General features: G+C 68.4%; 23 protein-coding genes. 12 read left to right on the top strand and 11 right to left on the bottom strand.

Features of this window, described 5'->3' with window-relative positions; all coding sequences use genetic code 11:
• Positions 1 to 48: 48 nt before the first annotated feature.
• From pstB to pstS, 4 genes are all read right to left on the bottom strand, one after another.
• Positions 49 to 828 carry a phosphate ABC transporter ATP-binding protein PstB gene (gene pstB / locus MIC448_RS07130; protein WP_036297809.1) on the bottom strand — a complete coding sequence of 260 codons (780 nt, stop codon included), beginning with the start codon at positions 826 to 828 and terminating at the stop codon, positions 49 to 51.
• Positions 829 to 866: 38 nt separating this feature from the next.
• A complete protein-coding gene (gene pstA, locus MIC448_RS07135; protein WP_036297811.1) occupies positions 867 to 1,961 on the bottom strand; it encodes a phosphate ABC transporter permease PstA in 1,095 nt (364 codons plus the stop codon).
• A gap of 1 nt (position 1,962) precedes the next feature.
• The gene (gene pstC, locus MIC448_RS07140; RefSeq protein WP_036297813.1) at positions 1,963 to 2,904 is read right to left on the bottom strand and encodes a phosphate ABC transporter permease subunit PstC; all 942 of its coding nucleotides are present in this window, start codon (positions 2,902 to 2,904) and stop codon (positions 1,963 to 1,965) included.
• 76 nt (positions 2,905 to 2,980) lie between these two features.
• Positions 2,981 to 4,081, bottom strand: coding sequence for a phosphate ABC transporter substrate-binding protein PstS (pstS, locus tag MIC448_RS07145; protein WP_036297815.1), 1,101 nt, complete (start codon positions 4,079 to 4,081; stop codon positions 2,981 to 2,983).
• 159 nt (positions 4,082 to 4,240) lie between these two features.
• Between pstS and MIC448_RS07150 the strand changes: the two genes are divergently transcribed.
• Genes MIC448_RS07150 through MIC448_RS07160 form a run of 3 tightly spaced genes read left to right on the top strand, consistent with a single transcriptional unit; the run spans position 4,241 to position 10,170 of the window.
• The gene (locus MIC448_RS07150; protein WP_232711543.1) at positions 4,241 to 4,882 is read left to right on the top strand and encodes a hypothetical protein; all 642 of its coding nucleotides are present in this window, start codon (positions 4,241 to 4,243) and stop codon (positions 4,880 to 4,882) included.
• 1 nt (position 4,883) lies between these two features.
• Entirely contained in the window at positions 4,884 to 8,843 is a 3,960-nt protein-coding gene (locus MIC448_RS07155) for a Pls/PosA family non-ribosomal peptide synthetase (RefSeq protein ID WP_036297817.1), read from the top strand.
• Positions 8,844 to 8,853: 10 nt separating this feature from the next.
• Positions 8,854 to 10,170, top strand: coding sequence for a M1 family metallopeptidase (locus MIC448_RS07160; RefSeq protein ID WP_036297819.1), 1,317 nt, complete (start codon positions 8,854 to 8,856; stop codon positions 10,168 to 10,170).
• Here MIC448_RS07160 and MIC448_RS07165 read toward each other — a convergent pair.
• The 4 genes from MIC448_RS07165 to MIC448_RS07180 are packed head-to-tail and all read right to left on the bottom strand — an operon-like array spanning position 10,162 to position 14,615.
• Complete coding sequence (locus MIC448_RS07165) at positions 10,162 to 10,758, bottom strand: hypothetical protein (RefSeq protein ID WP_051513297.1); 597 nt, start codon at positions 10,756 to 10,758, stop codon at positions 10,162 to 10,164. The genes MIC448_RS07160 and MIC448_RS07165 overlap by 9 nt on opposite strands.
• The gene (locus tag MIC448_RS07170; protein ID WP_036297821.1) at positions 10,755 to 11,693 is read right to left on the bottom strand and encodes an NUDIX domain-containing protein; all 939 of its coding nucleotides are present in this window, start codon (positions 11,691 to 11,693) and stop codon (positions 10,755 to 10,757) included. Before MIC448_RS07170 ends, MIC448_RS07165 begins: the two co-directional genes overlap by 4 nt.
• A complete protein-coding gene (locus tag MIC448_RS07175; protein ID WP_036297823.1) occupies positions 11,690 to 13,864 on the bottom strand; it encodes an RNA degradosome polyphosphate kinase in 2,175 nt (724 codons plus the stop codon). The genes MIC448_RS07170 and MIC448_RS07175 overlap by 4 nt, the downstream gene beginning before the upstream one ends.
• Before the next feature lie 55 nt (positions 13,865 to 13,919).
• Positions 13,920 to 14,615 carry a winged helix-turn-helix domain-containing protein gene (locus tag MIC448_RS07180; protein ID WP_036297825.1) on the bottom strand — a complete coding sequence of 232 codons (696 nt, stop codon included), beginning with the start codon at positions 14,613 to 14,615 and terminating at the stop codon, positions 13,920 to 13,922.
• Positions 14,616 to 14,741: 126 nt separating this feature from the next.
• Between MIC448_RS07180 and MIC448_RS07185 the strand changes: the two genes are divergently transcribed.
• The 4 genes from MIC448_RS07185 (at position 14,742) to MIC448_RS07200 (ending at position 18,091) form a co-directional block, all read left to right on the top strand.
• Positions 14,742 to 15,032 (top strand): hypothetical protein, encoded by a 291-nt coding sequence (locus MIC448_RS07185; RefSeq protein WP_036297857.1) that lies wholly within the window; start codon positions 14,742 to 14,744, stop codon positions 15,030 to 15,032.
• Between the two features lie 175 nt (positions 15,033 to 15,207).
• Complete coding sequence (locus MIC448_RS07190) at positions 15,208 to 15,810, top strand: FABP family protein (protein WP_036297829.1); 603 nt, start codon at positions 15,208 to 15,210, stop codon at positions 15,808 to 15,810.
• On the top strand, positions 15,810 to 16,943 hold the full coding sequence (locus MIC448_RS07195; RefSeq protein ID WP_036297831.1) for a folate-binding protein YgfZ: 1,134 nt from the start codon (positions 15,810 to 15,812) through the stop codon (positions 16,941 to 16,943). The genes MIC448_RS07190 and MIC448_RS07195 overlap by 1 nt, the downstream gene beginning before the upstream one ends.
• Positions 16,940 to 18,091 carry an aromatic acid exporter family protein gene (locus tag MIC448_RS07200; RefSeq protein WP_243419919.1) on the top strand — a complete coding sequence of 384 codons (1,152 nt, stop codon included), beginning with the start codon at positions 16,940 to 16,942 and terminating at the stop codon, positions 18,089 to 18,091. Before MIC448_RS07195 ends, MIC448_RS07200 begins: the two co-directional genes overlap by 4 nt.
• 37 nt (positions 18,092 to 18,128) lie before the next feature.
• On the opposite strand, the gene MIC448_RS07205 is transcribed toward MIC448_RS07200, so the two are convergent.
• Positions 18,129 to 18,983 (bottom strand): class I SAM-dependent methyltransferase, encoded by an 855-nt coding sequence (locus MIC448_RS07205; RefSeq protein WP_036297833.1) that lies wholly within the window; start codon positions 18,981 to 18,983, stop codon positions 18,129 to 18,131.
• Between the two features lie 91 nt (positions 18,984 to 19,074).
• Between MIC448_RS07205 and MIC448_RS07210 the strand changes: the two genes are divergently transcribed.
• Positions 19,075 to 19,824, top strand: a complete 750-nt coding sequence (locus MIC448_RS07210; RefSeq protein WP_036297836.1) for a phosphoglyceromutase — start codon at positions 19,075 to 19,077, stop codon at positions 19,822 to 19,824.
• Between the two features lie 65 nt (positions 19,825 to 19,889).
• On the opposite strand, the gene phoU is transcribed toward MIC448_RS07210, so the two are convergent.
• A complete protein-coding gene (phoU, locus tag MIC448_RS07215; protein ID WP_036297838.1) occupies positions 19,890 to 20,555 on the bottom strand; it encodes a phosphate signaling complex protein PhoU in 666 nt (221 codons plus the stop codon).
• A gap of 168 nt (positions 20,556 to 20,723) precedes the next feature.
• Between phoU and MIC448_RS07220 the strand changes: the two genes are divergently transcribed.
• A complete protein-coding gene (locus MIC448_RS07220; protein WP_036297840.1) occupies positions 20,724 to 21,998 on the top strand; it encodes a cell wall metabolism sensor histidine kinase WalK in 1,275 nt (424 codons plus the stop codon).
• Positions 21,995 to 22,681 (top strand): response regulator transcription factor, encoded by a 687-nt coding sequence (locus MIC448_RS07225; protein WP_036297842.1) that lies wholly within the window; start codon positions 21,995 to 21,997, stop codon positions 22,679 to 22,681. The genes MIC448_RS07220 and MIC448_RS07225 overlap by 4 nt, the downstream gene beginning before the upstream one ends.
• Before the next feature lie 37 nt (positions 22,682 to 22,718).
• Here the strand turns inward: MIC448_RS07225 and MIC448_RS07230 are convergent, their stop codons facing one another.
• Complete coding sequence (locus MIC448_RS07230) at positions 22,719 to 23,189, bottom strand: hypothetical protein (protein ID WP_036297844.1); 471 nt, start codon at positions 23,187 to 23,189, stop codon at positions 22,719 to 22,721.
• A gap of 137 nt (positions 23,190 to 23,326) precedes the next feature.
• Here MIC448_RS07230 and MIC448_RS07235 point away from each other — a divergent pair, with 137 nt between their 5' ends.
• Together MIC448_RS07235 and ispD are read left to right on the top strand one after the other, a co-directional pair.
• Entirely contained in the window at positions 23,327 to 23,809 is a 483-nt protein-coding gene (locus MIC448_RS07235; protein WP_036297846.1) for a CarD family transcriptional regulator, read from the top strand.
• 9 nt (positions 23,810 to 23,818) lie between these two features.
• Positions 23,819 to 24,684, top strand: an 866-nt coding sequence (gene ispD, locus MIC448_RS07240) for a 2-C-methyl-D-erythritol 4-phosphate cytidylyltransferase (RefSeq protein WP_036297848.1), incomplete at its 3' end; no start/stop codon positions are given.

The following is a 24,684-nucleotide window of genomic DNA, read 5'->3' on the forward strand; positions in this document are numbered from 1 at the left end:
GGAAGGCCCGCGACGAGTGTCGCGGGCCTTCCTCGTTGGCGTTCGGATTTACCCGAAGCGACCCGAGACGTAGTCCTCGGTCGCCTGAACGGTCGGCGTGGTGAAGATCGTGCGGGTGTCGTCGTACTCGATGAGCTTGCCGGGCTTGCCGGTGCCCGCGATGTTGAAGAACGCGGTGCGGTCGGAGACGCGCGAGGCCTGCTGCATGTTGTGCGTGACGATCACGATCGTGTACTCGGACTTGAGCTCGGCGATCAGCTCTTCGATCGCGTACGTCGAGATCGGGTCGAGGGCCGAGCACGGCTCGTCCATCAGCAGCACGTCGGGCGAGACGGCGATCGCGCGGGCGATGCAGAGGCGCTGCTGCTGTCCACCCGACAGACCCGAACCGGGGCGGTCGAGGCGGTCCTTGACCTCGTTCCACAGGTTCGCCCCGCGGAGGGACTTCTCGACCAGGGCGTCGGCGTCACTCTTGTTGATGCGCTTGTTGTTCAGCTTGACGCCGGCCAGCACGTTTTCACGGATCGACATCGTCGGGAACGGGTTCGGGCGCTGGAACACCATGCCGACCTGGCGACGTACCAGCACCGGGTCGACGCCCGGGGCGTACAGGTCGGACCCGTCGAGCAGCACCTGGCCCTTAACGTAGGCCCCCGGGATGACCTCGTGCATACGGTTGAGGGTCCGCAGGAAGGTCGACTTGCCGCAACCGGACGGGCCGATGAAGGCCGTCACGCTGCGGGGTTCGATCTCGAGCCCGACGCCCTCGACGGCGAGGAAGTCGTCGTAGAAGACGTTCAGGTCGTGGACTTCGATGCTCTTGGACACGTTTTCCTCTGGATGTTCTCGGGTGGGAGCGGGGAGGGCTAGCGGCTGGTCTTCGGGGCGAAGACGCGCGCGATGACGCGTGCGATCAGGTTCAATGCCATCACGATGACGATCAGCACGAGCGCCGCGGCCCAGGCGCGGTCGATGTACGCGGACGCGGGGATGCCCTGGTTCATGTACTGCGAGTAGGCGAAGACGGGGAGCGTCATCATGCGCCCCTCGAACAGGTTGTAGTTCATCGACGTGGTCACGCCGGCCGTGATGAGCAGGGGGGCGGTCTCGCCGATGACGCGGGCGATCGAGAGCATGATGCCCGTCGTGATGCCCGCGATCGACGTCGGCAGGACGACCTTGACGATCGTGAGCCACTTCGGCACGCCGAGTGCGTAGGCGGCCTCGCGCAGCTCGTTCGGCACCAGACGCAGCATCTCTTCGCTCGAGCGGACGACGACGGGAATCATCAGGACCGACAGGGCGACGGCACCCATGATGCCGAGGCGGATGCCCGGTCCGAAGAACAGCGCGAACACCGCGAACGCGAACAGGCCCGCGACGATGGACGGGATGCCCGTCATGACGTCGACGAGGAACGTGATGCCCTGCGCGAGCTTCCCACGGCCGTACTCGACCAAGTAGATCGCCGTGAAGAGGCCGATCGGGATCGAGATGACGGCCGCGGCGAGGGTGATGAGGAGGGTGCCGATGATGGCGTGCAGTGCGCCACCACCCTCACCGACGACGTTGCGCATCGATGACGAGAAGAAGTCCGCGGAGATGCCGGCGATACCGTTCGTGAGGACGGTGAACCCGAGCGAGATGAGGGGCACCATCGCGAGCGCGAAGGCGGCCGTCACGATCCCCGTGACGAGGCGATCGACCGCCTTGCGGCGCCCCTCGACCATTGTCGACACGATGGTGATCAGAGCGAGGTACAGCAGGACGGTGATGACGGCGAATCCGGCGACGTTGAACCCCGCACCGCTGGCGATGCCGAGGACGGCGAAGAGGATCGCGCTGACCACCGCGCTGAGACCGAGGATGCCCCAGGGGGAACCCTTCGGGAGGCGACCGTTCGTGAGGCCGCTGGGAGACGCGGGGGATGTGGAAGACGAGGGAGCAGTCGTGAGGGTCATGTCAGTTGGCTCCCGAGAATTCCTTGCGGCGGTTGACGAAGTATCGCGCGAGGGCGTTCACCGCAAAGGTGAGGATGAAGAGGATGAGGCCCGTCGCGATCAGAACGTTGATGTTCGTGCCATAGGCCTCGGGGAAGGTGAGGGCGATGTTCGCGGGGATCGTGCTGGGGTTCTCGGGGGTGAAGAGTCGGAACGTCACGACGCCCGTGGCCGAGAGGACGAGTGCGACCGCCATGGTCTCACCGAGGGCGCGGCCGAGGCCGAGCATCGAAGCCGAGACGATGCCGCTGCGGCCGAAGGGGAAGACGGCCATGCGGACCATCTCCCACCGCGTCGCACCGAGGGCAAGGGCGGCCTCTTCGTGGAGGACGGGGGTCTGCAGGAAGATCTCGCGGCAGATGGCGGTGATGATCGGGACGACCATGACGGCGAGCACCATGGCGGCCGTGAAGATCGTGCGGCCGGTGCTCGACACCGGGCCCGCGAACAGGGGGAACCAGCTGGCGTTCTCGACGAACCAGCTGTAGATGGGCTGGACGGCGGGGGCTAGAACGAGGATGCCCCAGAGGCCGAAGACGACCGAGGGGACGGCCGCGAGCAGGTCGACGACATAGCCGAGGCCCTGGGCCAGTCGGCGCGGTGCGTAGTGCGAGATGAACAGGGCGACGCCGACCGAGAGGGGGACGGCCATCAGGAGGGCGAGGAACGAGGCCCAGACCGTGCCGAATGCGAGCGGCCAGACGTAGTCCCAGAAGTTCGTGGTCAGGACGGATGCGTCTTCGCTGGTCGCGGTCAGACCCGGGAGCGACTGAATCACCAGGAAGATCGTGACGGCGGCGAGGGTGACGAGGATCATCGATCCCGCGAAGAGGGCGGTCCCCGAGAACCAGCGGTCGCCCGGGCGCTGCTTCGCCTTGATGGCGGGGGGCGCGGTGGTGGTCATCTCATCCTGTTCTCGGGTTGTACGAGGCGTAAGGGGTGTGCCCGGCCCGCGATTGCTCGCGGGCCGGGCACGGGTATTACTCGACGACGATCAGGTCCAGCGCGGCCTGCATGTTCTCGCGCTGCATGTCCGAGATCGGGGCGCTGCCGGCTGCGGCAGCCGACTCGTCCTGGCCCTCGGGGCTGATGACGTACTCGAGGAAGCCCTTGACGAGCGGTGCGGTTGCCGCGTCGACGTACTCCTCGCACGCGATCATGTAGCTGACCAGAACGATCGGGTACGCGGCCTCGTCGGGCGTGCGGTCGAGCTCGATCGCGAGGTCACCCGCGGTGCGTCCCTCGGCGACGGGCGACGCGTCCACGATCGCCGCGGCGGCCTCGGGCGAGAACTCGACGAACTCGTCACCGATCTGCACCGCGACGGTGCCGAAGCCCTCGGCGCGCGACGCGTCGGCGTACGTGACGGCGCCCTGGCCGGCCTCGACGGCCGAGACGACACCAGAGGTGCCCTGGGCAGCCTCACCGGTGGAGAAGGGCCACACGCCATCGGGCTCTTCGGTCCACACGTCGGGTGCGGCCTGGAACAGGTAGTCGGTGAAGTTCTCGGTCGTGCCCGAGTCGTCGGCGCGGTGCACCGGCGTCACGGCCAGATCGGGAAGGTCGACGCCCTCGTTGAGCGCGGCGATCGCCGGGTCGTTCCAGTTGGTGATCGTGCCGGCGAACAGGCCCGCGATGGTCGCGGCGTCCATGTTCAGGCTGTCGATGCCCTCGAGGTTGAAGATGACGGCGATGGGCGAGATGTAGGACGGGATCTCGATGATGCCGGTGCCTTCGACGCAACCGTCGAAGGGGCCCTCGGCGATCTCTTCGGCCGAGAAGGCGCGGTCAGAGCCGGCGAACCCGACGGCACCGGCCTGGAAGGACTCGCGACCGGCGCCGGAGCCGGACGGGTCGTAAGTGACGGTGACGCCCTCGTTGACGGTCTGGAACCCGGCGGCCCAGGCCTGGACGCCGACTTCTTGCGAGGACGCGCCGGAGCCGACGAGCTCGCCGCTGAGGGTGCTTTCGGCGGGGGCTTCGCTGGTGCTGCCGCCGGCCTCGTTCGAGGCGCAGCCGGCAAGGGCAAGGGCGGCGACGGCGCCGAGGGCCGCGATCCGCGAGATTCGGGTGATCTTCACTGTGTTTCCGTTCGATCCGTTGACAGGGCGTGTCCCGGTGCAGGGCACACAGCGACGGTAGGAGCGACGCCTTAAGAGAGTGGGCCAGAGTGGTGAACGGGAGGTGAACGGGATCGGGCGCGGCGGGACCGTTCACCAGGGCGGAATATGCTGTGCGCCATGCCCCAGACCAGCAAAAAAGAGCAGGCCGCGCGAGCCGCGATCGACGACGCGGCGAAGGCCGCTAAGCAGGCGCGCAAGGCCGCGAAGGACTTCCCGTCGAAGGCCGCCAAGAAGGTGCGTGAGCTCGCGGCCGAGGCGGAAGCGCGATCGGATGTCTCGAAGAAGACCCTCCGCAAGAAGCCCGCCAAGGTCGCGGCCAAGGCGAAGGACGCCGCGGCCCAGGTTCGCAAGGCCACGGCGGTCGCGCTGGCCAAGGTCGAGCGCAAGGCGGCCCTGAAGGCCGAAGCCGAGCGTGCCGCGGCTGACGCCGCGCGCGCCGAGGCCGAGGCGAAGCAACAAGCTGCGTCCGCCAAGGCCTTGAAGAAAGCGGCGGCGAAGGCTGACAAGGCGGCCCGTCGCGCGGCCGCCGATGCGGACAAGGCCGTGGCAGCGCTCGAGCCGCAGGATGTTCCGGCCGACGAGCCTCAGGACAGCGACCCGGCCGCGGCGCCCGTCGAGGCATCCGATGCGTCCGCCGTCGACGACCCCGACCTGGCCCGCCTGTCCGTCGCGCTCCTGCGTGTCCGCGTTCGCGAAGCCGGACACACGGGCTACTCGCGCCTCACCAAGGCGCAGCTGATCGACCTACTCTCGAGCTGACGTGACCGACCCCGCCGCCCCGGTGTCCGCGCCCGAATCGCGCCAGCCGGAGCTCGACCGGCGTGCCCACGCACCCGCAGAGCGCACGCTTCTCGACATCCTGCGCGCGACCACCGCGCGGTACCCCGAGGCGTCGGCGATCGACGATGGTTCGGGTGCGCTGAGCTACCGGGAGCTGATGGCACGCGTGGGCCGCACCGCGGCGCGGCTGCATGAGGCCGGAGTGCGCCGCGGTGACCGCGTCGGCGTGCGGATGCCGTCGGGCACCAAAGAGCTGTACATCTCGATCCTCGGCGTGATCGCTGCCGGGGCGTCGTACGTGCCGGTCGACGCGGACGACCCCGAAGAGCGTGCGGTACTCGTCTTCGGTGAGGCGGCCGTGCGCGGGGTGGTCGAAGGGACGGGCGAGTTTCGGCCGACGATCGCGGACGCGGCGCCCGAGCCATCCGCCCTCTTCGCGGGTGATGTCCCGCACCCCAGCACGCACGCCGTCGTGGCGGTGCCGCCGCCGACCGAGGACGACGACGCGTGGGTGATCTTCACCTCGGGTTCGACGGGCACGCCGAAGGGCGTCGCGGTCAGCCACCGCTCGGCCGCCGCGTTCGTCGATGCCGAGGCCGCACTGTTCCTTCAGGACGACCCGCTCGGTCCGGGCGATCGTGTTCTCGCAGGCCTGTCGGTCGCGTTCGATGCCTCGTGCGAAGAGATGTGGCTTGCCTGGCGGCATGGAGCGTGCCTGGTGCCCGCGCCGCGCGCGCTCGTGCGGTCGGGCGAAGACCTCGCCCCGTGGCTCGTGCGGCAGCAGATCACGGTGGTCTCGACCGTTCCCACGCTGGCCGCGCTCTGGCCCGCCGAGTCGATCGAGAACGTCCGTCTGCTGATCTTCGGTGGCGAGGCCTGCCCGCCCGAACTCGCGGCCCGCCTCACAGAAGAGGGGCGCGAGGTCTGGAACACGTACGGTCCGACCGAGGCGACGGTCGTCGCCTGCGCCGCCCTCATGGATGGCGCGCCGCCGGTGCGGATCGGGCTGCCCCTCGACGGCTGGGCGCTCGCGGTCGTGAACGCCGAGGGAGCGGCCGTCGACGAGGGCGAGGTCGGCGAACTGATCATCGGGGGAGTGGGCCTGGCGCGCTATCTCGATCCCGCGAAGGACGCGGAGAAATACGCCCCGATGCCCTCGCTCGGCTGGGACCGCGCCTACCGCTCGGGTGACCTCGTGCGATACGACCCCGCCGGGCTCGTCTTCCAGGGGCGCGCCGACGACCAGGTCAAGATCGGCGGCCGCCGCATCGAACTGGGTGAGGTCGAGGCCGCGTTGCAAGCCTTGCCCCATGTTGGGGGCGCCGCGGTGGCGGTGCGGCGGACGGATGCGGGAGTCGACATCCTGGTCGGCTACCTCGTCGTCGATGAGGGGTTCGACCGTCAGGCCGCGCGCGCCGAGCTCGCTGCGACCCTGCCCGCCCCGATGGTGCCGCTTCTCGCGGTCGTGGACGACCTGCCCGTTCGTACCTCGGGCAAGGTCGACAAGGCCGCGCTGCCGTGGCCGCTGGTCGGTATGCCGACGGAGGAATCAACGCTGACCGGTGTCGAAGCATGGCTGGCCGAACAGTGGCGGGCGGTGCTCGGGGTGTCGGTTCCCGATGCAGACGCCGACTTCTTCGACCTGGGCGGTGGCTCGCTCGCCGCGGCTCAGCTCGTCTCGAAGATCCGGGTACGCTCGCCCGAGTTCGCCGTCGCCGACATCTATGACCTGCCGCGCCTCGGCGCCATGGCGAAGGCTCTCGGACCGCTCGGCGAAGAAGCGGTGGGAACGTACCGCGAGCCCGCTCCGACACCCCGCTCGACGCAGATCCTGCAGACGATCATGGGTGTTCCCCTCTTCATCCTCAGTGGCGTTCGCTGGCTGATCTACCTCGTGACCGCGGGCGCTCTCTTGCGCCTCGTTCCGGGTTTCGAGGCGCTCCCGACCGTGGACTGGTGGGTGCTCGTTCCGGCGCTGCTGGTCTTCGCCACACCGTTCGGACGGATGGCCATCTCGGCGGCCGCCGCTCGCGTCCTGCTCGCCGGGGTGCGGCCGGGTGACCACCCCCGCGGCGGACATGTGCACATCCGGCTCTGGCTGGCGGAGCAGATCGCCGACCAGGTGGATGCCGTGGGTCTCGCCGGGGCCCCGTGGATCAGCTACTACGCTCGAGCGCTCGGCGCGAAGATCGGCCGCGACGTCGACATGCACACGCTGCCACCGGTCACGGGAATGCTGCAGATCGGCGACGGCGCGAGCATCGAACCCGAGGTGGATCTGACGGGCTACTGGATCGACGGCGATGTCGTGCGGATCGGCGAGGTACGCATCGGGGCCGAGGCGACGATCGGCGCGCGCAGCACACTCGCTCCCGGCACGCGCATCGGTCGTCGGGCCGAGATCGCGCCAGGGTCGGCGGTGTTCGGCCGCGTGCGGGCCGATCAGCGCTGGGCCGGTTCGCCCGCCGAGCGGGTCGGCGGTGCCGCCGAGGACTGGCCGCGCGAGCGCCCGCCCGCGCCCACGCGCTGGCTGTGGGCGTATGCGGCCTCGTCGGCCCTGCTGGCGCTGCTGCCCCTGCTGGCATTCGCGCTCGGTGCGCTCGTTCTGGCGGCGGGCATGCGCGGGGCCGACTCGCTCGGGATGGCGGCACTCGCCGCATTCGCTTGGCTCGTTCCCGCGGTGCTGGTCACCGGCCTGGTGTTCGCGGCATCCGTCGTCATCCTCGTGCGGCTCCTTCAGCGGGGCCTCCTCGAGGGCACGTTCCCCGTGCGGAGTGCGATGGGATGGCGAGCCTGGACGATCGAGCGTCTGCTCGACTCCTCGCGCACGATCCTGTTCCCGCTGTACTCGAGCCTGTTCACACCGGTCTGGCTGCGGATGCTGGGGGCACACGTCGGTCGCGATGTTGAAGCATCCACGGTTCTGCTCATCCCCGCGATGACGACGATCGAAGACGGAGCTTTTCTCGCCGACGACACGATGGTCGCGTCATACGAGCTGCGCGGTGGGTGGATCCGTATCGGGCCGGTCAAGATCGGCAAACGCGCATTCCTCGGCAACTCGGGCATGGCGGCCCCGGGACACCGTGTGCCGAAGGGTGGGTTGGTCGCCGTGCTGTCGGCGGCGCCTCTCAAGGCCAAACCCGGGACTTCGTGGCTCGGCTCGCCCGCCGTGCGCCTGCGCCGCGTATCCAGTGACGCCGACGAGAGTCGCACCTATCAGCCGCGCACGGGGCTGCGGGTCGCCCGCGCGCTGTGGGAGTTGTGCCGCATCGTGCCCGTCATCGTGACCTGCGCGATCGGCCTCGGTGTGCTGTTCGTCCTCGCCCTGCTGGTGCAGACGTGTGGGGCGATCGTCGCCGTGCTGCTGTCGGGTGTCGTTCTGCTCGTTGCGGGGGCGGCAGCCGCGGGTGTTTCGACGCTCGCGAAGTGGGCGCTCGTGGGCGTCATCCACGCGGGCGAGAAACCCCTGTGGTCGAGTTTCGTGTGGCGCACCGAGGTGTCCGACACCTTCGTCGAGATGGTCGCAGCGCCGTGGTTCGCCCGCGCCGCGACGGGTACTCCCGCGCTCGCCGTGTGGTTGCGTTCGCTCGGCGTGAAGATCGGCCGCGGCGTCTGGTGCGAAAGCTACTGGTTGCCCGAGCCCGACCTCGTCACACTGGGCGATGCATCCACGGTCAACCGGGGTTGCGTTGTGCAGACGCACCTATTCCATGATCGGATCATGAGCATGGATGTCGTCACGATCGAACCCGGCGGAACGCTCGGCCCGCACAGCGTGATCCTGCCCGCCGCCTCGATCGGCGCGCACGCGACTGTCGGGCCGGCTTCGCTCGTGATGCGCGGCGAGACGGTTCCGATCGGCAGCCGCTGGAGTGGCAACCCGATCGGTCCCTGGCGAGCGGTCAAGGTTCGCTCGTACCAGACGAGCTCGCACTGATGAGCGCCCGATGACCGGCGCCCAATTGCCGGCGCCCGACGCCTATGCGCCGCAGAGCGGGGACCTGTCGTACGACGTGGAGTCGTACGACATCGCGATCACGTACAAGCCGTCCACCAACCGACTCGTGGGGCGGGTTGTCCTGAATGCGGTGGCCCGGCGTCCCATCCGCTCGTTCACGGTCGACCTCGTGGGGCTGCAGGCCTCGAAGGTGCGCGTCGACGGCGACCGCCGGACGGCATACCGCCAGGGCCCGCGGATGATCCGCGTCACCCCCAGCACTCCGATCGCGCTCGACGAGCGGTTCTCGGTCGAGTTCGCCTACGCCGGGGCGCCGACGCCGCGCCGGTCGCGGTGGGGCACGATCGGATGGGAAGAGCTGGAGGATGGCGCCCTCGTCGCGGCGCAGCCGACGGGCGCGCCGACGTGGTTTCCCTGCAACGACAGGCCCGACGACAAGGCGACCTATCGAATCGCTGTCACCACGGATGCCGCTTACAGCGTGGTCGCGACGGGCGAGCGGGTCTCGTTCGGGCGTGCGGGTGGCGCCGCGACCTGGGTGTTCGAGCAGCCCGCGCCGACCCCGACCTACCTGGTCGCGGTGCAGATCGGCCACTATGTCGAGACGATCGTCGACCTCGATGGCGTGCCGGGAGCCGTGCATCATCCGCGGGCGCTTTCCGTTCCCGTGCGTACGGCATTCGCGGATCTGCCCGAGATGATGCGGGTCTTCCAGCGCGCGTTCGGTCCCTATCCCTTCGCACGCTACGACGTCGTCGTGACCGCCGATGCGCTTGAGATCCCGCTCGAGGCGCAGGGAATGGCGACGTTCGGCTCGAACCACCTCGAGGGCTCGGAAGAGCGCCTGATCGCGCACGAACTCGCCCATCAGTGGTTCGGCAACAGTGTCGGGCTGGCGCACTGGCGAGACATCTGGTTGAACGAAGGGTTCGCCTGCTACGCCGAGTGGATCTGGTCCGAGGCATCCGGTGGCCCGTCCGTCGCGGCGTGCGCCGCATTCCACCACGCGATGCTGCAGGCATCGCCGCAGGACCTGCTGCTGTCCGACCCCGGCCCCGACCTCATGTTCGACGACCGCGTCTACAAGCGTGGCGCGCTGACGCTCCACGCCCTTCGCCTGCTGGTGGGGGACGTGACGTTCTTCGAGATCCTGCGCCGATGGTGTGCCGACCATCGCCACGGACTCGCCACGACGGAGGATTTCGTGGTGTGCGCGGAGGCGGTCGCGGATGCACCACTCGCGGACCTCTTCATGAGTTGGCTGTCGCAGACACGGCTGCCGTCCCTCCGTCCGGTCTCAGACTGAGGCGACCGCGAGCGAGATCACGATGCCCCGCGGTCCGCGCACCCGCAGCAGACGGGGACGGATGCCGAGGGCACCGCGTGCCGTTGTGACACCGCGTGCTGCGCTGTCGCCAGCGATGCTTCCGTGGACTCCGTGGAGTGACCGCTCGATCCGCACGCGCCCCGGTTCCACCGACAGTCCGCGGCCGTCGGCCTTCAGCACCGCCTCGACGCGCGTCCAGCGGCGGAGCGAGGTGCGCTTCCCCGCGGTGATCAGCCCTCGCAGCCCATCCTCGCTCGTCCCGGTCCCGCGTTCGGCGTCGATTCCGAGCGCGAGGACTCGGCAGGCGTCCGCGACGGCGACCACCGCCACGTCGGCCGTGTACGACACGCTCGCCTGGATCGGTGCCCCGCTGACGACCGGACGTCCGTGATCCGAGGCACCGCAGCGCTCGCATCGGCGGCCCACGATGACCGGACTGCCCGTCGACGCGGTCGCGATGCGCGCGACCAGGGCGTCTGCAACATCTCGGCGGGTCCCCCCGGGCGGGACCGTCTGCCAGGCCACCCGCACCCCCGCGAGCAGCGTGCTTCCGGGCCGCGCGCTCACTCCTTGGGGGTGTGCGTTTCGATCGCGACGATGCCCGATCCGGGATTCGTCGCCGAGAGATGGACGACCGAGAATGCCGCGAAATCCAGCGTCGAGGCGCTGCCGAGGTACGACCCGCGGAGCGTGCCCGTCGCGAGGGCGATCTCGCTCATGATCTCGGGCAGCACCGGACCGTGGCTGCAGAGGACGGCCGGCTTTCCGGAGCGCACGCGCTTTCCCACGACGGCGCGGATGTCTGCACGCCCCTGCTCCCACGCGTCCTGGCTGATCAGTTCCGTGCGCCGCACGGGCTTACCGAGAGCGGCGGCGAGGGAGGTGACGGTCGTCACGCAGCGCACGGCGTCCGACGAGATCACCCGGCGGGCTCCGAACGCGAGGAGCGGTCCAACGATCGCGTGGGCCTGGCGGGTGCCGCGCGCGGTCAGGGGGCGCAGCGCATCCGGTCCGCTCCACGAGTCTCGGCTGACCGCCTTGCCGTGTCGCAGCACGATCAGGGGGAACGTCCGGAGCACGCCGTCGTCGACGAACTTCAAGAACGCGTCCAGGATCTCCAGATCCACCGGGTAGCTGAGGTAGGTGCGCGCGCGCTTCGGGGTCACCCATTCGAGGGCGGCCACTTCTTTGTTCGGCACGAATCGCGAAGCGCGGATCGCGTCATCCGTGGCCTGTGCGGACCAGTAGTGCACGATCTTCTGCCGTTTGTTCGGCATCCGATAGCGCGAAACGCCCACCGGGATGCCGAGTGCAACTCGAATGCCGGTCTCTTCGAACACCTCGCGCACGGCCGTCTCGGCGAGCATCTCGCCGGGATCGACCTTGCCCTTGGGGAGGGTCACATCGGCGTATGCCGTGCGGTGGATCACGAGGATGTGCAGCTTGCCCTCGACCAGCCGCCAGATCACCGCGCCCGCCGCGTAAACGGCGGTGTCCGTCATCGGACCGCCCGCGCGCGTCGGCGGCGCTGGACGTCGTGCATCGTCTTGTCCTGGATGTCGACGAGCGGACGCCCGTCGGCGTCCAGGCTGTGACGGGTCCACGCTCCCTCGGGGCCGAGCCACCACGAACTCGTGCCGTCGCTCATCGCCAGGTCGAACAGATCGTCGAGTTCCTTGAGGTGTGCGGGGGCGACGACGCGCACGAGGGCCTCGACGCGGCGGTCGAGGTTGCGGTGCATCATGTCGGCGCTGCCGATGTACACCTGGTGGTCTCCACCCGCCTCGAACGCGAAGATCCGCGAGTGCTCGAGGTAGCGGCCCAGGATGCTCCGCACCGTGATGTTGTCGCTGACTCCCTCGATGCCGGGCTTGAGCGAACAGATGCCGCGCACCCAGATCTCGATCTGGACGCCGGCCTGGCTCGCGCGGTACAGCGCGTCGATGATCTGCTCGTCGACCATCGAGTTGACCTTGAAGCGGATCTTCGCGGGCTTGCCGGCGAGCGCGTTGCGGCGCTCCTTGTCGATCAGGCGCAGCAGACCCTTGCGCAGGTGCAGCGGCGCGACGAGCAGGCGCTTGAACTTCTTCTCGATCGCGTAGCCGGAGAGCTCATTGAACAGGCGCGTCAGGTCGCGACCGACCTGATCGTCGGCGGTGAAGAGCCCGAAGTCTTCGTAGATGCGGCTCGTCTTCGGGTTGTAGTTGCCGGTGCCGACGTGGCTGTAGCTACGCAGCACGCCGCCCTCTTCGCGGATGACGAGCGCGAGCTTGCAGTGCGTCTTCAGCCCGACCAGGCCGTAGACGACGTGTACGCCCGCCTTTTCGAGCTTGCGGGCCCAGACGATGTTCGCGGCCTCATCGAAGCGCGCCTTGATCTCGACCAGCGCGAGCACCTGTTTGCCGGCCTCGGCGGCGTCGATCAGGGCCTCGACGATGGGGCTGTCACCCGAGGTGCGATAGAGAGTCTGCTTGATCGCGAGCACGTGCGGGTCTTTCGCCGCCTGCTCGAGGAACGCCTGCACGCTCGTCGCGAACGATTCGTACGGGTGGTGCACCAGCACGTCGCCCTGGCGGATCGCCGAGAAGATATCGGCCCGCTCGTTGTTGTCGCCAGGCTGGAAAGGCAGCGCCGTCGTGGGGACGTGGGGCGGGTAGTGCAGGTCGGGCCGCGCGATGCGCGACAGGTCGAACAGGCCGCGCAGGTCCAAGGGGCCGTGCAGACGGAACACCTGCTGCTCGGTGATGTCGAGTTCGCGGATCAGCAGACCGAGCGTCACCTCATCCATATCGTCGGTGATCTCGAGACGGATCGGCGGGCCGAACCGGCGTCGCAGCAGCTCCGCCTCGAGCGCCTGGATGAGGTTCTCGCTCTCGTCCTCTTCGATCGTCATGTCTTCGTTGCGGGTGAGGCGGAAGGCGTGGTGGTCGAGGACCTCCATACCCGGGAAGAGGTCGATGAGGTTGTTCGAGATCAGGTCTTCGAGGGGCAGGTAGCGTCCGCGTCCCGGGCCCGCTGCTCCCGGGACCTCGACGAACCGCGGCAGCATCGGCGGGACCTTCAGGCGTGCGAACTCCTGACGGCCGGTGCGGGCGTTGCGGATGCGCACGGCCAGGTTGAGCGAGAGGCCCGAGATATAGGGGAACGGATGCGCGGGGTCGACGGCGAGGGGCATGAGTACCGGGAAGACCTGCGTCTGGAAGTACTCGTACAGCGTGACGCGGTCGTCGTCACCGAGGGAGTCCCACGACACGACCTCGATGCCCGCTGCGGCGAGGTCGGGCTGCACGACGGAGCGCCATGCCTCGGCGTGGCGCAGCTGCAGACGGTAGGCCTCGGCCGAGATGTCCGCCAGGACTTCGGTGGGCGACCGGCCGACGTTCGTCGGGACCGCGAGTCCCGTGAGGATGCGGCGCTTGAGTCCCGCGACGCGCACCATGAAGAACTCATCGAGGTTGCTGGCGAAGATCGCCAGGAAGTTCGCGCGCTCGAGCACGGGCACCAGCGGGTCTTCGGCGAGTTCGAGAACGCGCTGGTTGAAGGCCAGCCAACTCAGTTCGCGGTCGAGGTATCTGTTCTCGGGAAGTTGCGAGTCGAACGCCTCGACGGCCTCATCAAAATCGTCGTCGTCGGCATCGCCCAGACCAGCATCCAGGATCGAGGATTCAAGCATGCTCCATCATTGCAGGGCGCAGGTGTCCAGCGGGTAAACCGGACGGCCCCGGGAGTCAGCCTTTGCGGCCGCTGCCGGTGGGAAGCTGATCGTCCTCGTACACGTTGAAGCGGTATCCCACGTTGCGGACGGTGCCGATGAGTTGTTCGAGATCGCCGAGCTTGGCGCGCAGGCGTCGCACGTGCACGTCGACGGTCCGAGTGCCTCCGAAGTAGTCGTAGCCCCACACCTCGCTCAGCAACTGCTCGCGTGTGAAGACGCGGGAGGGATGGGTGGCGAAGAAGTGCAGGAGTTGGAACTCCTTGTAGGTCAGATCGAGCGGCTTCCCGTGGACCTTCGCCGAGTACGAGGACTCATCGATCGTGATGCCGGATGTCTGGATGCGTGTCGAGACCTGTTCCTGCGTCATGCGACCCATCGCCAGGCGGACGCGGGCGTCGACCTCTGCGGGCCCGGCGCTGACGAGGATCACATCATCCACACCCCAGTCGGTGCTGACCGCGGTCAGCCCACCCTCCGTGACGACGAGCATGAGAGGCGCGTCGAGACCGGTCGTGTTGAGGATCTTGCAGAGGGACTTCGCGCCGACGAGGTCGGTTCTGGCATCGACGAAGATGACGTCAGCGCTCGGTGCGTTGACGAGCTGTGCGGGCTCGGCCGGGATCTGCCGAACACGATGGCTCAAGAGTTCGAGGGACGGCAGAACAGGACCGCTGCCGTGTGCGGAACTCAGGACGAGCAGTTGGGCCACGCGTTTCCTCTCGGCGACGCCCCCAGGGCCGTCGTGGCCCCCCATCTTACGCCGCCCGCGGGAATGGGACCGCGCGCCGGTCGTTTCGAGCTCGCGCGGGCCGCCTCGGTGAGGGAAGATGAAGGCATGTCCGCACCCGAACTCGCTCCCCGCTCGAGCGTCGGCGGTATCGCTGCGATCTGGATCGCGGCGCTTCTCGGCGGTGTCGCGGTGGCGATCTTCGTGCCCGCGGCATATCAGGCGCAATGGTTCGTCCTCGCGCTGGCGGCGAGCCTGCTCCTCTCTTTCGGCGTGCAGCTCGCGTATGGGCGCTCGACCGGCTTCATCCGGCGCGTCGCGGCGAGTGTGCTCGGGGCTCTCGTCGCACTCGGAGTCGTCTCCGTCGCCGTCGGCGTCGCCACGATCATTCCCGGCTGACGGGTCTTCCGGGCTGATCCCGGTGCGCCCCGGCGGGCTAGAGTATGAGCATGGACCTCCTCGCTCTTGAGATCTTCTTCGTGGGTCTCCTCGCTCTGGCATCCCTGGCGATCGCGTTCGTTTCGGGCGTGGTGATCGTCAACCTCTATCGCGGCCAGCGCTGAGCGGCCCGACCGTGATCGATCTGCCGACAGACCTACCCGCCGACCTCGTACCGCTCTCGTGGTTGGTCGGGGTGTGGGAGGGAACCGGTGTGATCGACTATGAGGCGGCAGGTCATCGCTACGCGGGTGAGTTCGCCCATCGTGTGAGTTTCAGCCACGACGGCGGCGATTACCTCAATTACTCCGCAACCGCGTGGATGTCCTCGGACGAGGGGACCGGGGTGCAACTGGTCGCCGAAACGGGGTACTGGCGTCTCGCCCGCCCCCTCGGTGACGCCGATGCCGGTCCCGGTCTGCTTCCTGCTCTCTCGCCTGCGCCGCCGCGAACCGTCGACGACGTCGAGGCGTTGCGCGTCGCCGAGGGCGGCTTCGAGATCGAGGCCGCGATCGTCCACTCGGACGGTATCTCCGAGCTGTACCTGGGACATGTGACAGGACCTCGGATCGATCTTGCGACGGATGCCGTGGTGCGCCCCTTGGGTGCGAAGCACTACGCCGCCGCGACGCGGTTGTACGGACTCGTGGACGGCCACCTGCTCTGGGCGTGGGACATCGCCGCGCTCGGCACCGAACTACGCAGCCATGCGTCCGCACGTCTCGCGAAGGCCGACTGATGACCTCTGCGTTCGCCGCGCTCCCGGGCGCCGTCACCGACGAGTCGGCCGCCACCGAATCAGGCGGAGCGCCACTGCACTTCGGCACCTTCCTGCGTGAGCAGCGACTGCTCGCCGAGGGACGCGCGATCGTCCACCTCGGCGACCGTGTCGTCCTGTCGGTGACGGGGGCCGACCGGCTGACCTGGCTCGACTCGATCACCTCGCAGCACCTGGCGCGCCTCGAGCCAGGCCGCGCGACTGAGCTGCTCATCCTTGATCCGCACGGGCACGTGGAGCATGCGGCATCCGTCCTGGACGACGGCGTGACCACGTGGCTCATGGCCGATACTGCCAGCGCCGAAGCGCTCGCAACCTGGCTGAAGAGAATGGTGTTCCGCGCGCAGGTCGTCGTGACCCGCGAAGCCGATCTGACCGTGCTCGGCTCGTTCGGTGGTGGTACGGCCGAGGCCCTGATCACGCCCCGCGTGCACGCGCCCGCGGGTGTGTCGCTCGTGTGGATCGACCCGTGGTCGCACGTCGCCGTAGGAGGACACCAGTACGCCGCGGGCCCGCATCCCGGTGCCGACTGGAACTGGCGCCAAACAATCGTGACGACGGATGCTGCCGCTGACATCGCCGCCGCGATCCGCCGCTCCGCGGACGTCGATGCCGCCGGGTTGATCGCCGCCGAAGCGCTCCGCATCGCGGCGTGGCGACCCCGCCGCGCGAACGAGGTCGATGAGCGGACGCTGCCGCACGAACTCGACTGGTTGCGCTCGGCCGTGCATCTCGACAAGGGCTGTTATCGAGGGCAGGAAACCGTCGCGAAGGTTCACAACCTCGGCCATCCGCCGCGCCGTCTGGTGTTCTTGCACCTCGACGGCAGCGATGCGGTCCTGCCCGAGCCGGGTGCGCCCGTTTCGCTGGCCGGCACGGAGGTCGGCCGCGTCACATCGGCGGCCCTCCATCACGAGCTCGGCCCGATCGCGCTCGCCGTTGTCAAGCGCACCCTGCCGATCGACGCGACTCTGACGGTCGCGGCGGGCGACGAGACCGTCATTGCGGCGCAGGAGGTCATCGTCCCGCCGGGAGCGGGAGCCGAGGCATCCGTCCCGCGCCTGCCGCGGCTTTCGGCGCGCGCCCGCGCGTGACCGACGGCCCCGGTCGTTCCGGTTCGGGCGTTCCAGAGCCCGAGCCGCTCCCGCCCATCACGACCGCCATACCCGTGCGGTTGCGTGATCGCTTCGACCCGCGACCGGGCGCACGCCGTGTCCAGAACGCGGCGTTGCCGATCATCCAGATCGTCGTCGCGGCGACGGCCGCGTACGCGTTCGCTTATTTCGTCGTCGGGCATCAGACCCCGCTGCTCGCCGGGACGGTGACCGTCGCGAGCCTGGGACTCGTGCGCGATGCCCGCCCTCGTCGCGTTCTCGAGACGGTCATCGGGATGATCCTCGGCATTCTGATCGCCGAGGTCCTGCTGCTTGTCGCGGGACGGGGATGGTGGCAGGTGGGACTCGCCCTGGCACTTACCCTCGTGGTCGCACGATTCCTCTCGCCCCAGGCGAGTTTCGCGATCGCCGCCGCGATCCAGTCCCTCATCGTGCTGATCATCCCCGCCTCGACGAGCGTGCCGTTCTCGCGCATGCTCGACGGCGTCGTCGGGGGAGTGGCGGCCCTGTTGGCGACGGCGTTGATCCCGCGCAGCCCGCGTGGGGAAGCGCGCCGGGATACTGCGACGCTTTTCCGCGCGTTCGACGGCGCCGTGATGAGCCTTGCGGTCGCGCTGCGCCAGGGCGACCGGGCCCGTGCCGAACGCGGGCTGCAGAAGGCGCGCGCGCTCGATCCTCTCGTTCGGGCGTGGCGCGAGACCCTCGATTCATCCGTGGCCATCGCACGCATCTCGCCGTGGCTGTGGACCAGCCGGGAAGAGTTGGCGCGCGCCGAGCGCGTGCTGGCCGCCATGGACCTTGCGACCCGCAACCTGCGTGTCGTCGCGCGACGGACGGCATACCTCGTGGACGACGGCATCCCGCGTCCCGTCGCCGCAGATCTTGTGCTCTCCCTCGGCCGCGGGGCGTCGCTCGTCGAGCAATCGCTGGCAGACATCTCACTCGAGCCCGTTGCGCAAGAGGCCCTCACCGGCATCGCGCACCATCTCGATCCCACCGAAGTGGTGCCGGGCGCAGGCTTCGGCGATCAGAACCTCATCGCGGCGCTGCGTCCGTTCGTCGTCGATCTTCTGATCGGCGCGGGTATGCCCGCCGATCAGGCACGAGCCGCGATCCCGCGTCTCTGACCTCGCAGGTCAGACCTCGCAGATCTGACCTCGCCGATCAGCCGGGGGCGACGGCCGACCACGGCAGGGTCAGTTCCCCCAGCCGCCAACGGGTGCGTCCGCCGAGCACCGGCACACCCGTTGCACGCAGCGCTTCGACGACGGCGATCCAGCGTTGCTGCGCGCTGAAGACGCCCAGGGGAGCGGCACGAGTCCACGCCGTGTCGAGCGCAGACAGCACGGCGTGTACGCGCTCGCCGGGGACATTGCGGTGGATGAGCGCCTTCGGGAGCCGCTCGGCGACGATCGAGGGCAGATCGAGGTCGGTGAGCCGCAGCGCGATGGTCAAGCGCACCGGCTCGCCGCCTGGATCGACATCGACCCAGGAACAGACACGACCGACCTCATCGCAGGTGCCTTCGATGAGCGCACCCGTGGGTTGGAGCCGAGCGGATGTCAGGGCCCAGGCATCCGGGACCTGCCCTTCTTCGTACTGGCGCAGCACGTTCATCGCGCGAACGAGGGCGGGTCTGCGTCCGCCGGGGAGGGGGAGTTCGAAGCCGCCGGGCTCGAACCGGACCCTTGCGTCAGGGGCGAACGGTGTCGTACCCGTACGGACCGCGGCGAGCTGTTCACGCGCACGCGCCACGCGCTCGGGATCGATCTCGACGCCGATGACCTCGACATCGGGGCGGACGCGCGCCAGACGCGTCCAGAGTTCCAGCGCCGTGACGGCGCTCGCGCCGAATCCCAGATCCACGACGAGCGGATCATCGGTCCGGCGGAGCGCCGGCAGACCGGCAAGATATCGGTCGTTGCGTCGCAGCCTGTTCGTGCCCGTCGTCCCGCGTGTCGCCTGCCCGACGGGGCGACCCGCGGAAGGACGGCGTGCGGGCGGGTGCTGCGCGGTCATCCCTCCATGATGTCGGGAATGCCTCCACGAAGTCGGGAAGGCCTCCACGAAGCAGGGAGTGAGCGTCACCTGGCGTCGATATCATGGGCGCATGACCGAGCCTTATACGTTGATCCTGCTCCGCCACGGCCAGAGCGAGTGGAACGAGCTGAACCTCTTCACCGGTTGGGTCGATGTGCGCCTGACAGAACTCGGCAAGGCCGAGGCCAAGCGCGGCGGCGAGCTCCTCGCCGAAGCGGGACTGCTGCCCGACGTGCTGCACACCTCGGTGCTCAGCCGTGCGATTCAGACCGCCAACATCGCGCTCGATGCGGCCGATCGGCTGTGGATCCCCGTGACCCGCACCTGGCGCCTCAACGAGCGCCACTACGGCGCGCTGCAGGGTAAGGACAAGGCGCAGACCCTCGCCGAATTCGGCCCGGAGCAGTTCATGCTGTGGCGTCGCTCATTCGATGTGCCGCCGCCCGAGATCGCCGACGACGACGAGTTCAGCCAGGTGTCAGACCCGCGCTACATCGGCATCGACGGTGAGATCCCGCGCACCGAATCGCTCAAGCTCGTGATCGACCGCATGCTCCCGTATTGGGAGAGCGGCATCGTCCCCGACCTGCGTGCAGGCAAGACCGTGCTCGTCACGGCACACGGTAACTCGCTGCGCGGGCTCGTGAAGCACCTCGAGGGCATCAGCGACGACGACATCTCGGAGCTCAACATCCCGACCGGCATTCCGCTCGTCTACCGCCTCGGCGAAGACCTGCTGCCCCTCGGACCGGGCGAGTACCTCGACCCCGACGCCGCCGCGGCCGGAGCCGCTGCCGTCGCCGCGCAGGGCAAGAAGTAACCGAACCCGCGAAACGAAGAAGGGACCGGATGCCGAGGCATCCGGTCCCTTCTTCGGTGTCGAAGCTAGGCGACGGTGACGCCCGTAGCGTCCGACCAGTCGCCCGTTGCGAGATAGACGACCTTCTTCGCAACCGACTCGGCGTGGTCGCCGAAACGCTCGTGGTAGCGGCTCGCGAGGGTCGCATCGACCGTCGCCATGGCCTCGCCCTGCCAGTTCTCGCCGAGCACCTTCTCGAAGACCGAGACGTGCAGGTCGTCGAGCTGGTCATCGAGGTTACGGATCTCTTCAGCGACCGCGATGTCCTGCGTGCGCAGGAGGTCGGTGAGCTTCCGAGCCATCTGCACGTCGATCTGTCCCATGCTCGTGAAGGTGCTCTTCAGGCCTTTGGGGATCGCGCGCTCGGGGAAGCGGTAGCGGGTCAGCTGAGCGATGTGCTCGGCGATGTCGCCCATGCGCTCGAGCGACGCAGACATCCGCAGCGCGCTCACGACGATGCGCAGGTCGCGAGCGACCGGCTGCTGGCGGGCGAGGATCTCGATGGCGAGCTCGTCGAGAGCCACGGCCTTGTCGTCGATGATGCTGTCGGCGTCGATGACCTCTTCGGCGAGCGAAACGTCGCTCGAGCCGAACGCCTGCGTGGCCTTCTCGATCGCGATGGCGACGAGCTCGGAGATCTCGACGAGGCGTCCCTGGACGTCCTCGAGGGACTGATGGAAGACTTCGCGCACGGTGCTGGTCCCTTTCCCGGTCGGTCGGACACGGCGCCCGCGACCTCCGCGATCATCTCCGCCGAAGGTTAACGGATGGTGCCGCTCGGGTGAATAGTACCCGGGCCGACACCGTGCCTCTGCGGCTCCGGTCGGCCGTTCGCGGCGCGTGACCCTACGCTGGGTCTCATGGACCCGGTGCAGATCGCGCTCCTCGCGTTACTGGCGGGAGCGGTGATAGGTCTCGGAGTATCGACTCTCGTCTTCGCAGCGTTGCGGGCGGCGGAGCGTGCCGAGGCCGAGGCGGCCGTGAGCGTACCCTCCGGTGTGTTGCAGGTGCTCGACGCCATGGAAGGTGCCGCATCCGTCGTGGATGCCTCGCTGACCGTCGTTGCGGCATCACCCGCGGCGCCGGGGTTCGGCATGTCGGCGGGTGAGGTGATCAGTGTCGAAGACCTGCGCGTTCTCGTCCGTGCGACGCGGACATCCGGTGGGGCGGAGAGCGCGCGCTTCCGCATGCGACGAGCCGCGGGCGGTACCGCGTTGCTCGCGACCGAGGGGCGGCTGGTGTCGGCGAGGGCGGCGTCGCTCGACGGTACCCACGTCCTGCTCGTCGTCGATGACGTCACCGAGCAGGAACGCCTCGAGCAGATGCGGTACGACTTCGTCGCGAACACGAGCCACGAGCTCAAGACGCCCGTGGGTGCCGTGAGCCTCCTCGCCGAGGCGATCGAATCCGCCGCCGACGACCCGCCGCAGGTACGCGCGTTCGCGGTGCGACTGCAGGCCGAAGCGGCCCGCTTGTCTCGCCTGACGAGTCGCATCATGGATCTGTCCCGACTGCAAGCCGCGGACGAGCTGCCGGAACCGCGCGACGTTTCGATCGACGAGGTTGTCGCGGCATCCGTCGAGTCGAACGCCGTGCAGGCGGATTCGGTCGGTGTAGAACTGCTGCGCGGCGGCGACCGGGGCGCGATCGTCCGGGGTGACCCGACGATGTTGATCGAGGCTGTCAGCAACCTGATCGCCAACGCGGTCGCGTATTCCCCGAAGGGGGGACGCGTCGGCGTCGGCGTGCGCGTGGAAGACAAGGTCGTCGAGATCGCCGTCACCGATCAGGGAATCGGGATCGTCGAGGCCGATCAGCAGCGCATCTTCGAGCGCTTCTACCGTGCCGACGGAGCGCGCTCTCGTCGCACGGGCGGCACGGGCCTGGGTCTCGCCATCGTCAAGCACGCCGTGCAGCGACATGGCGGGGAAGTCCGCGTGTGGTCGCAGCCGGGACGCGGCTCGACGTTCACCATCCGTCTGCCGCGCGCGTCGGCTCCCGAAGAGAACGAGAAGCCTCGCCGTCGCCGCAAAGCGGGCGAGTCGAGCAATCGTCGCAAGGCGAACGACACCACGAAGAAACGCCGAAGCGCCGTGAGCGCCGAACGCGCCCCTGAGGGAGAGAAGAAGACATGACCCGGGTCCTCATCGTCGAAGACGAACCCGATCTGGCCGAACCATTGGCCTACCTGCTGCGCCGCGAGGGGTATGAAGTCGAGATCGCGGAAGACGGCCCCGCGGCCGTTGCCGCATTCGAAGAGCGCGGATGCGACATCGTCCTGCTCGATCTCATGCTGCCCGGAATGTCGGGGACCGAGGTGTGCCGACGCATCCGTCAGACATCGGCGGTACCGATCGTCATGGTCACGGCGAAGGACTCGGAAGTGGACATCGTCGTGGGACTGGAGCTCGGGGCAGACGATTACGTCACGAAGCCGTACTCCGCGCGCGAGCTGCTCGCCCGGATGCGAGCGGTTCTTCGTCGCACCGCCGAGCCCGACGTGGATCTCGACGAGCATGTCCTCACCGGTGGTCGTGTGACCCTCGACATCGACCGCCACAGCGTCGCGGTGGATGGCTCGGAGATCAGCATGCCGCTGAAAGAATTCGAGCTTCTCGAAGTGCTCATGCGTAACGCCGGCCGCGTACTGACCCGCGGTCAGCTGATCGACCGTGTATGGGGGAGCGACTACTTCGGCGACACCAAGACGCTCGACGTGCACATCAAGCGCATCCGTTCACGCATCGAGAAGACGCCGAGTGAACCGACGATGCTCGTGACCGTGCGCGGTCTCGGCTACCGATTCGAGTCGGAGTAACGAGCGCTCAGGGAACGGGCGCTCAGGGAAAGGGCGCTCAGGGAACGAAGGGTGTGAGGTAGTCGGTCTCGCCCGTGAGGATCGGTACCTCGACGAGGGATCCCTCGGCGTCGCCGGCCTGGAAGTAGACGGGCATGGTCGCGCCCGGCATCGTGTCGATGTCGGGGAACGGCAGCGGGTCGTTCGCGCCGTCCATGCCGAGGCTGATCGCCTCGCTCGCGTCTAGTCGCACCGTGAGTTCCGTCTTGGCGGAGCCCTCGCCGTACTCGACCCGAAGCGTCACGGGGTCGGTGCTCTCGTTCACGAAGGCGGCGAGGAAGTTCCCGTCGATTCCGTCATCCGAGACGATGAGCGCGTTGCGCACGGCGACATCGCCGGTGTGTGCGCTGACGCCGTCTGCCGGCGCATAGGGGATGAGCGTCGCCTGCGGCGAGATCAGCGTGCAGCCGGAAGTTCCCACCAGAACGGCGGCCACCAGGGCCAGAGACGCGAGCCGACGGGATTTCACGGGTCCTCCAGGGAGATCGCAGACGTTGCAATCTCATTCTAGGGGGGTGCGCTTGACCGCGGCTGCCCGCCGTGCACGGCGAACCTTAGCGTATGGCGCCTGTGGTATTCTGTAGGTTGCCGAAAGGACATAACTGCATGCTTTTTGAGGTTGGCGAAACGGTCGTTTACCCGCACCACGGGGCCGCGACGATCATCGAAGTCAAAGACCGGGTCATCAAGGGCGAGACCAAGAAATACCTGAAGCTCAACGTCACTCAGGGTGATCTCGTCATCGAGGTACCCGCAGAGAATGTCGACTTGGTCGGCGTCCGCGACGTCATCGGCAAAGAGGGTCTCGATCGGGTATTCGAGGTGCTGCGCGCACCGTTCACGGAAGAGCCCACGAACTGGTCCCGCCGGTACAAGGCGAACCTCGAGAAGCTCGCTTCCGGCGATGTCATCAAGGTCAGCGAGGTTGTTCGCGATCTGTGGCGTCGTGACCAGGACCGCGGTCTCTCCGCGGGTGAGAAGCGGATGCTCGCCAAGGCGCGGCAGATCCTCATCTCCGAGCTCGCGTTGGCCGAGAAGACCGATGAAGAGCGTGCGGGCGTCGTGCTCGACGAGGTCCTCGCAAGCTAGGCTCCCGGCGTGAGCATCACGCCCTCCCCTCGCATCGGAATCATCGTCGTCGCGGGTGGTTCGGGCACGCGCCTTGGCGCGGGAACACCGAAAGCCTTCGTCGGCATCGATGGACACTCGATGCTTCGGCATGCTCTGCGGGGTGTGCTCGCCGCGGGACCCGCGCAGGTCGTGATCGTCGCGCCCGCCGGACGTGAGGGTGATGCCCTCACCGAGGCTCTGGCCGCCTCGGAAGAGGCTCCCGCACTCGAGAGCGGTCGTCGACGTGATCTAATCTCCGTCGTCACCGGGGGCGAAACCCGGCAGCGCTCGGTCGCCGCGGGTCTGGCTGCACTCTGGGCCGACGTCGAGGTCGTGCTGGTGCATGACGCTGCACGGGCACTCACCCCGCCCGCCGTATTCGAGCGAGTCGTCGAGGCGGTCGACCGTACCGGGTCGGGCATCGTTCCGACCCTTCCGGTGATCGACACCATCAAGCGGGTCGGGGGAGAGGTCGTGCTGGAGGCCGTCGACCGTGCTGATCTCGCGGCCGCGCAGACCCCGCAAGGCTTCCCGCGCGGCATACTCGTTGCGTCGTATGCGAGCGCCGAGCAGGACTACACGGACGACACGGCGCTCGTGGCCGCGGCGGGGCATCCGATCGTCACCGTGCCGGGTGATGCCCTCTCGTTCAAGATCACGACGCCGGCCGACATGGACCGCGCGCGCGGGCTCATCGTGCCCCTCGCGCCGGCTCACGCACGGTTCGAAACCGGCGGGCGTGGGCCGCGGGTGGGGGTCGGCACCGACGTTCACGCGTTCGCGGGAGTCGACGGCGCCGGGGAGCCTGCCGCCGAGCTGTGGCTCGCGGGGCTGCATTGGCCGGGCGAGCCGGG

The organism is Microbacterium sp. C448, assembly GCF_000582705.2.
GTDB classification, from domain to species: domain Bacteria; phylum Actinomycetota; class Actinomycetes; order Actinomycetales; family Microbacteriaceae; genus Microbacterium; species Microbacterium lacus_A.

Bases quoted from the DNA above. Each gene is read 5' to 3' on its own strand.
- pstA (WP_036297811.1), bottom strand. From the start codon at position 1,961: ATGACCCTCACGACTGCTCCCTCGTCTTCCACATCCCCCGCGTCTCCC.
- pstC (WP_036297813.1), bottom strand. From the start codon at position 2,904: ATGACCACCACCGCGCCCCCCGCCATCAAGGCGAAGCAGCGCCCGGGC.
- MIC448_RS07150 (WP_232711543.1), top strand. From the start codon at position 4,241: ATGCCCCAGACCAGCAAAAAAGAGCAGGCCGCGCGAGCCGCGATCGAC.
- MIC448_RS07160 (WP_036297819.1), top strand. From the start codon at position 8,854: ATGACCGGCGCCCAATTGCCGGCGCCCGACGCCTATGCGCCGCAGAGC.
- MIC448_RS07170 (WP_036297821.1), bottom strand. From the start codon at position 11,693: ATGACGGACACCGCCGTTTACGCGGCGGGCGCGGTGATCTGGCGGCTG.
- MIC448_RS07175 (WP_036297823.1), bottom strand. From the start codon at position 13,864: ATGCTTGAATCCTCGATCCTGGATGCTGGTCTGGGCGATGCCGACGAC.
- MIC448_RS07185 (WP_036297857.1), top strand. From the start codon at position 14,742: ATGTCCGCACCCGAACTCGCTCCCCGCTCGAGCGTCGGCGGTATCGCT.
- MIC448_RS07195 (WP_036297831.1), top strand. From the start codon at position 15,810: ATGACCTCTGCGTTCGCCGCGCTCCCGGGCGCCGTCACCGACGAGTCG.
- MIC448_RS07205 (WP_036297833.1), bottom strand. From the start codon at position 18,983: ATGACCGCGCAGCACCCGCCCGCACGCCGTCCTTCCGCGGGTCGCCCC.
- MIC448_RS07210 (WP_036297836.1), top strand. From the start codon at position 19,075: ATGACCGAGCCTTATACGTTGATCCTGCTCCGCCACGGCCAGAGCGAG.
- MIC448_RS07220 (WP_036297840.1), top strand. From the start codon at position 20,724: ATGGACCCGGTGCAGATCGCGCTCCTCGCGTTACTGGCGGGAGCGGTG.
- MIC448_RS07225 (WP_036297842.1), top strand. From the start codon at position 21,995: ATGACCCGGGTCCTCATCGTCGAAGACGAACCCGATCTGGCCGAACCA.
- MIC448_RS07235 (WP_036297846.1), top strand. From the start codon at position 23,327: ATGCTTTTTGAGGTTGGCGAAACGGTCGTTTACCCGCACCACGGGGCC.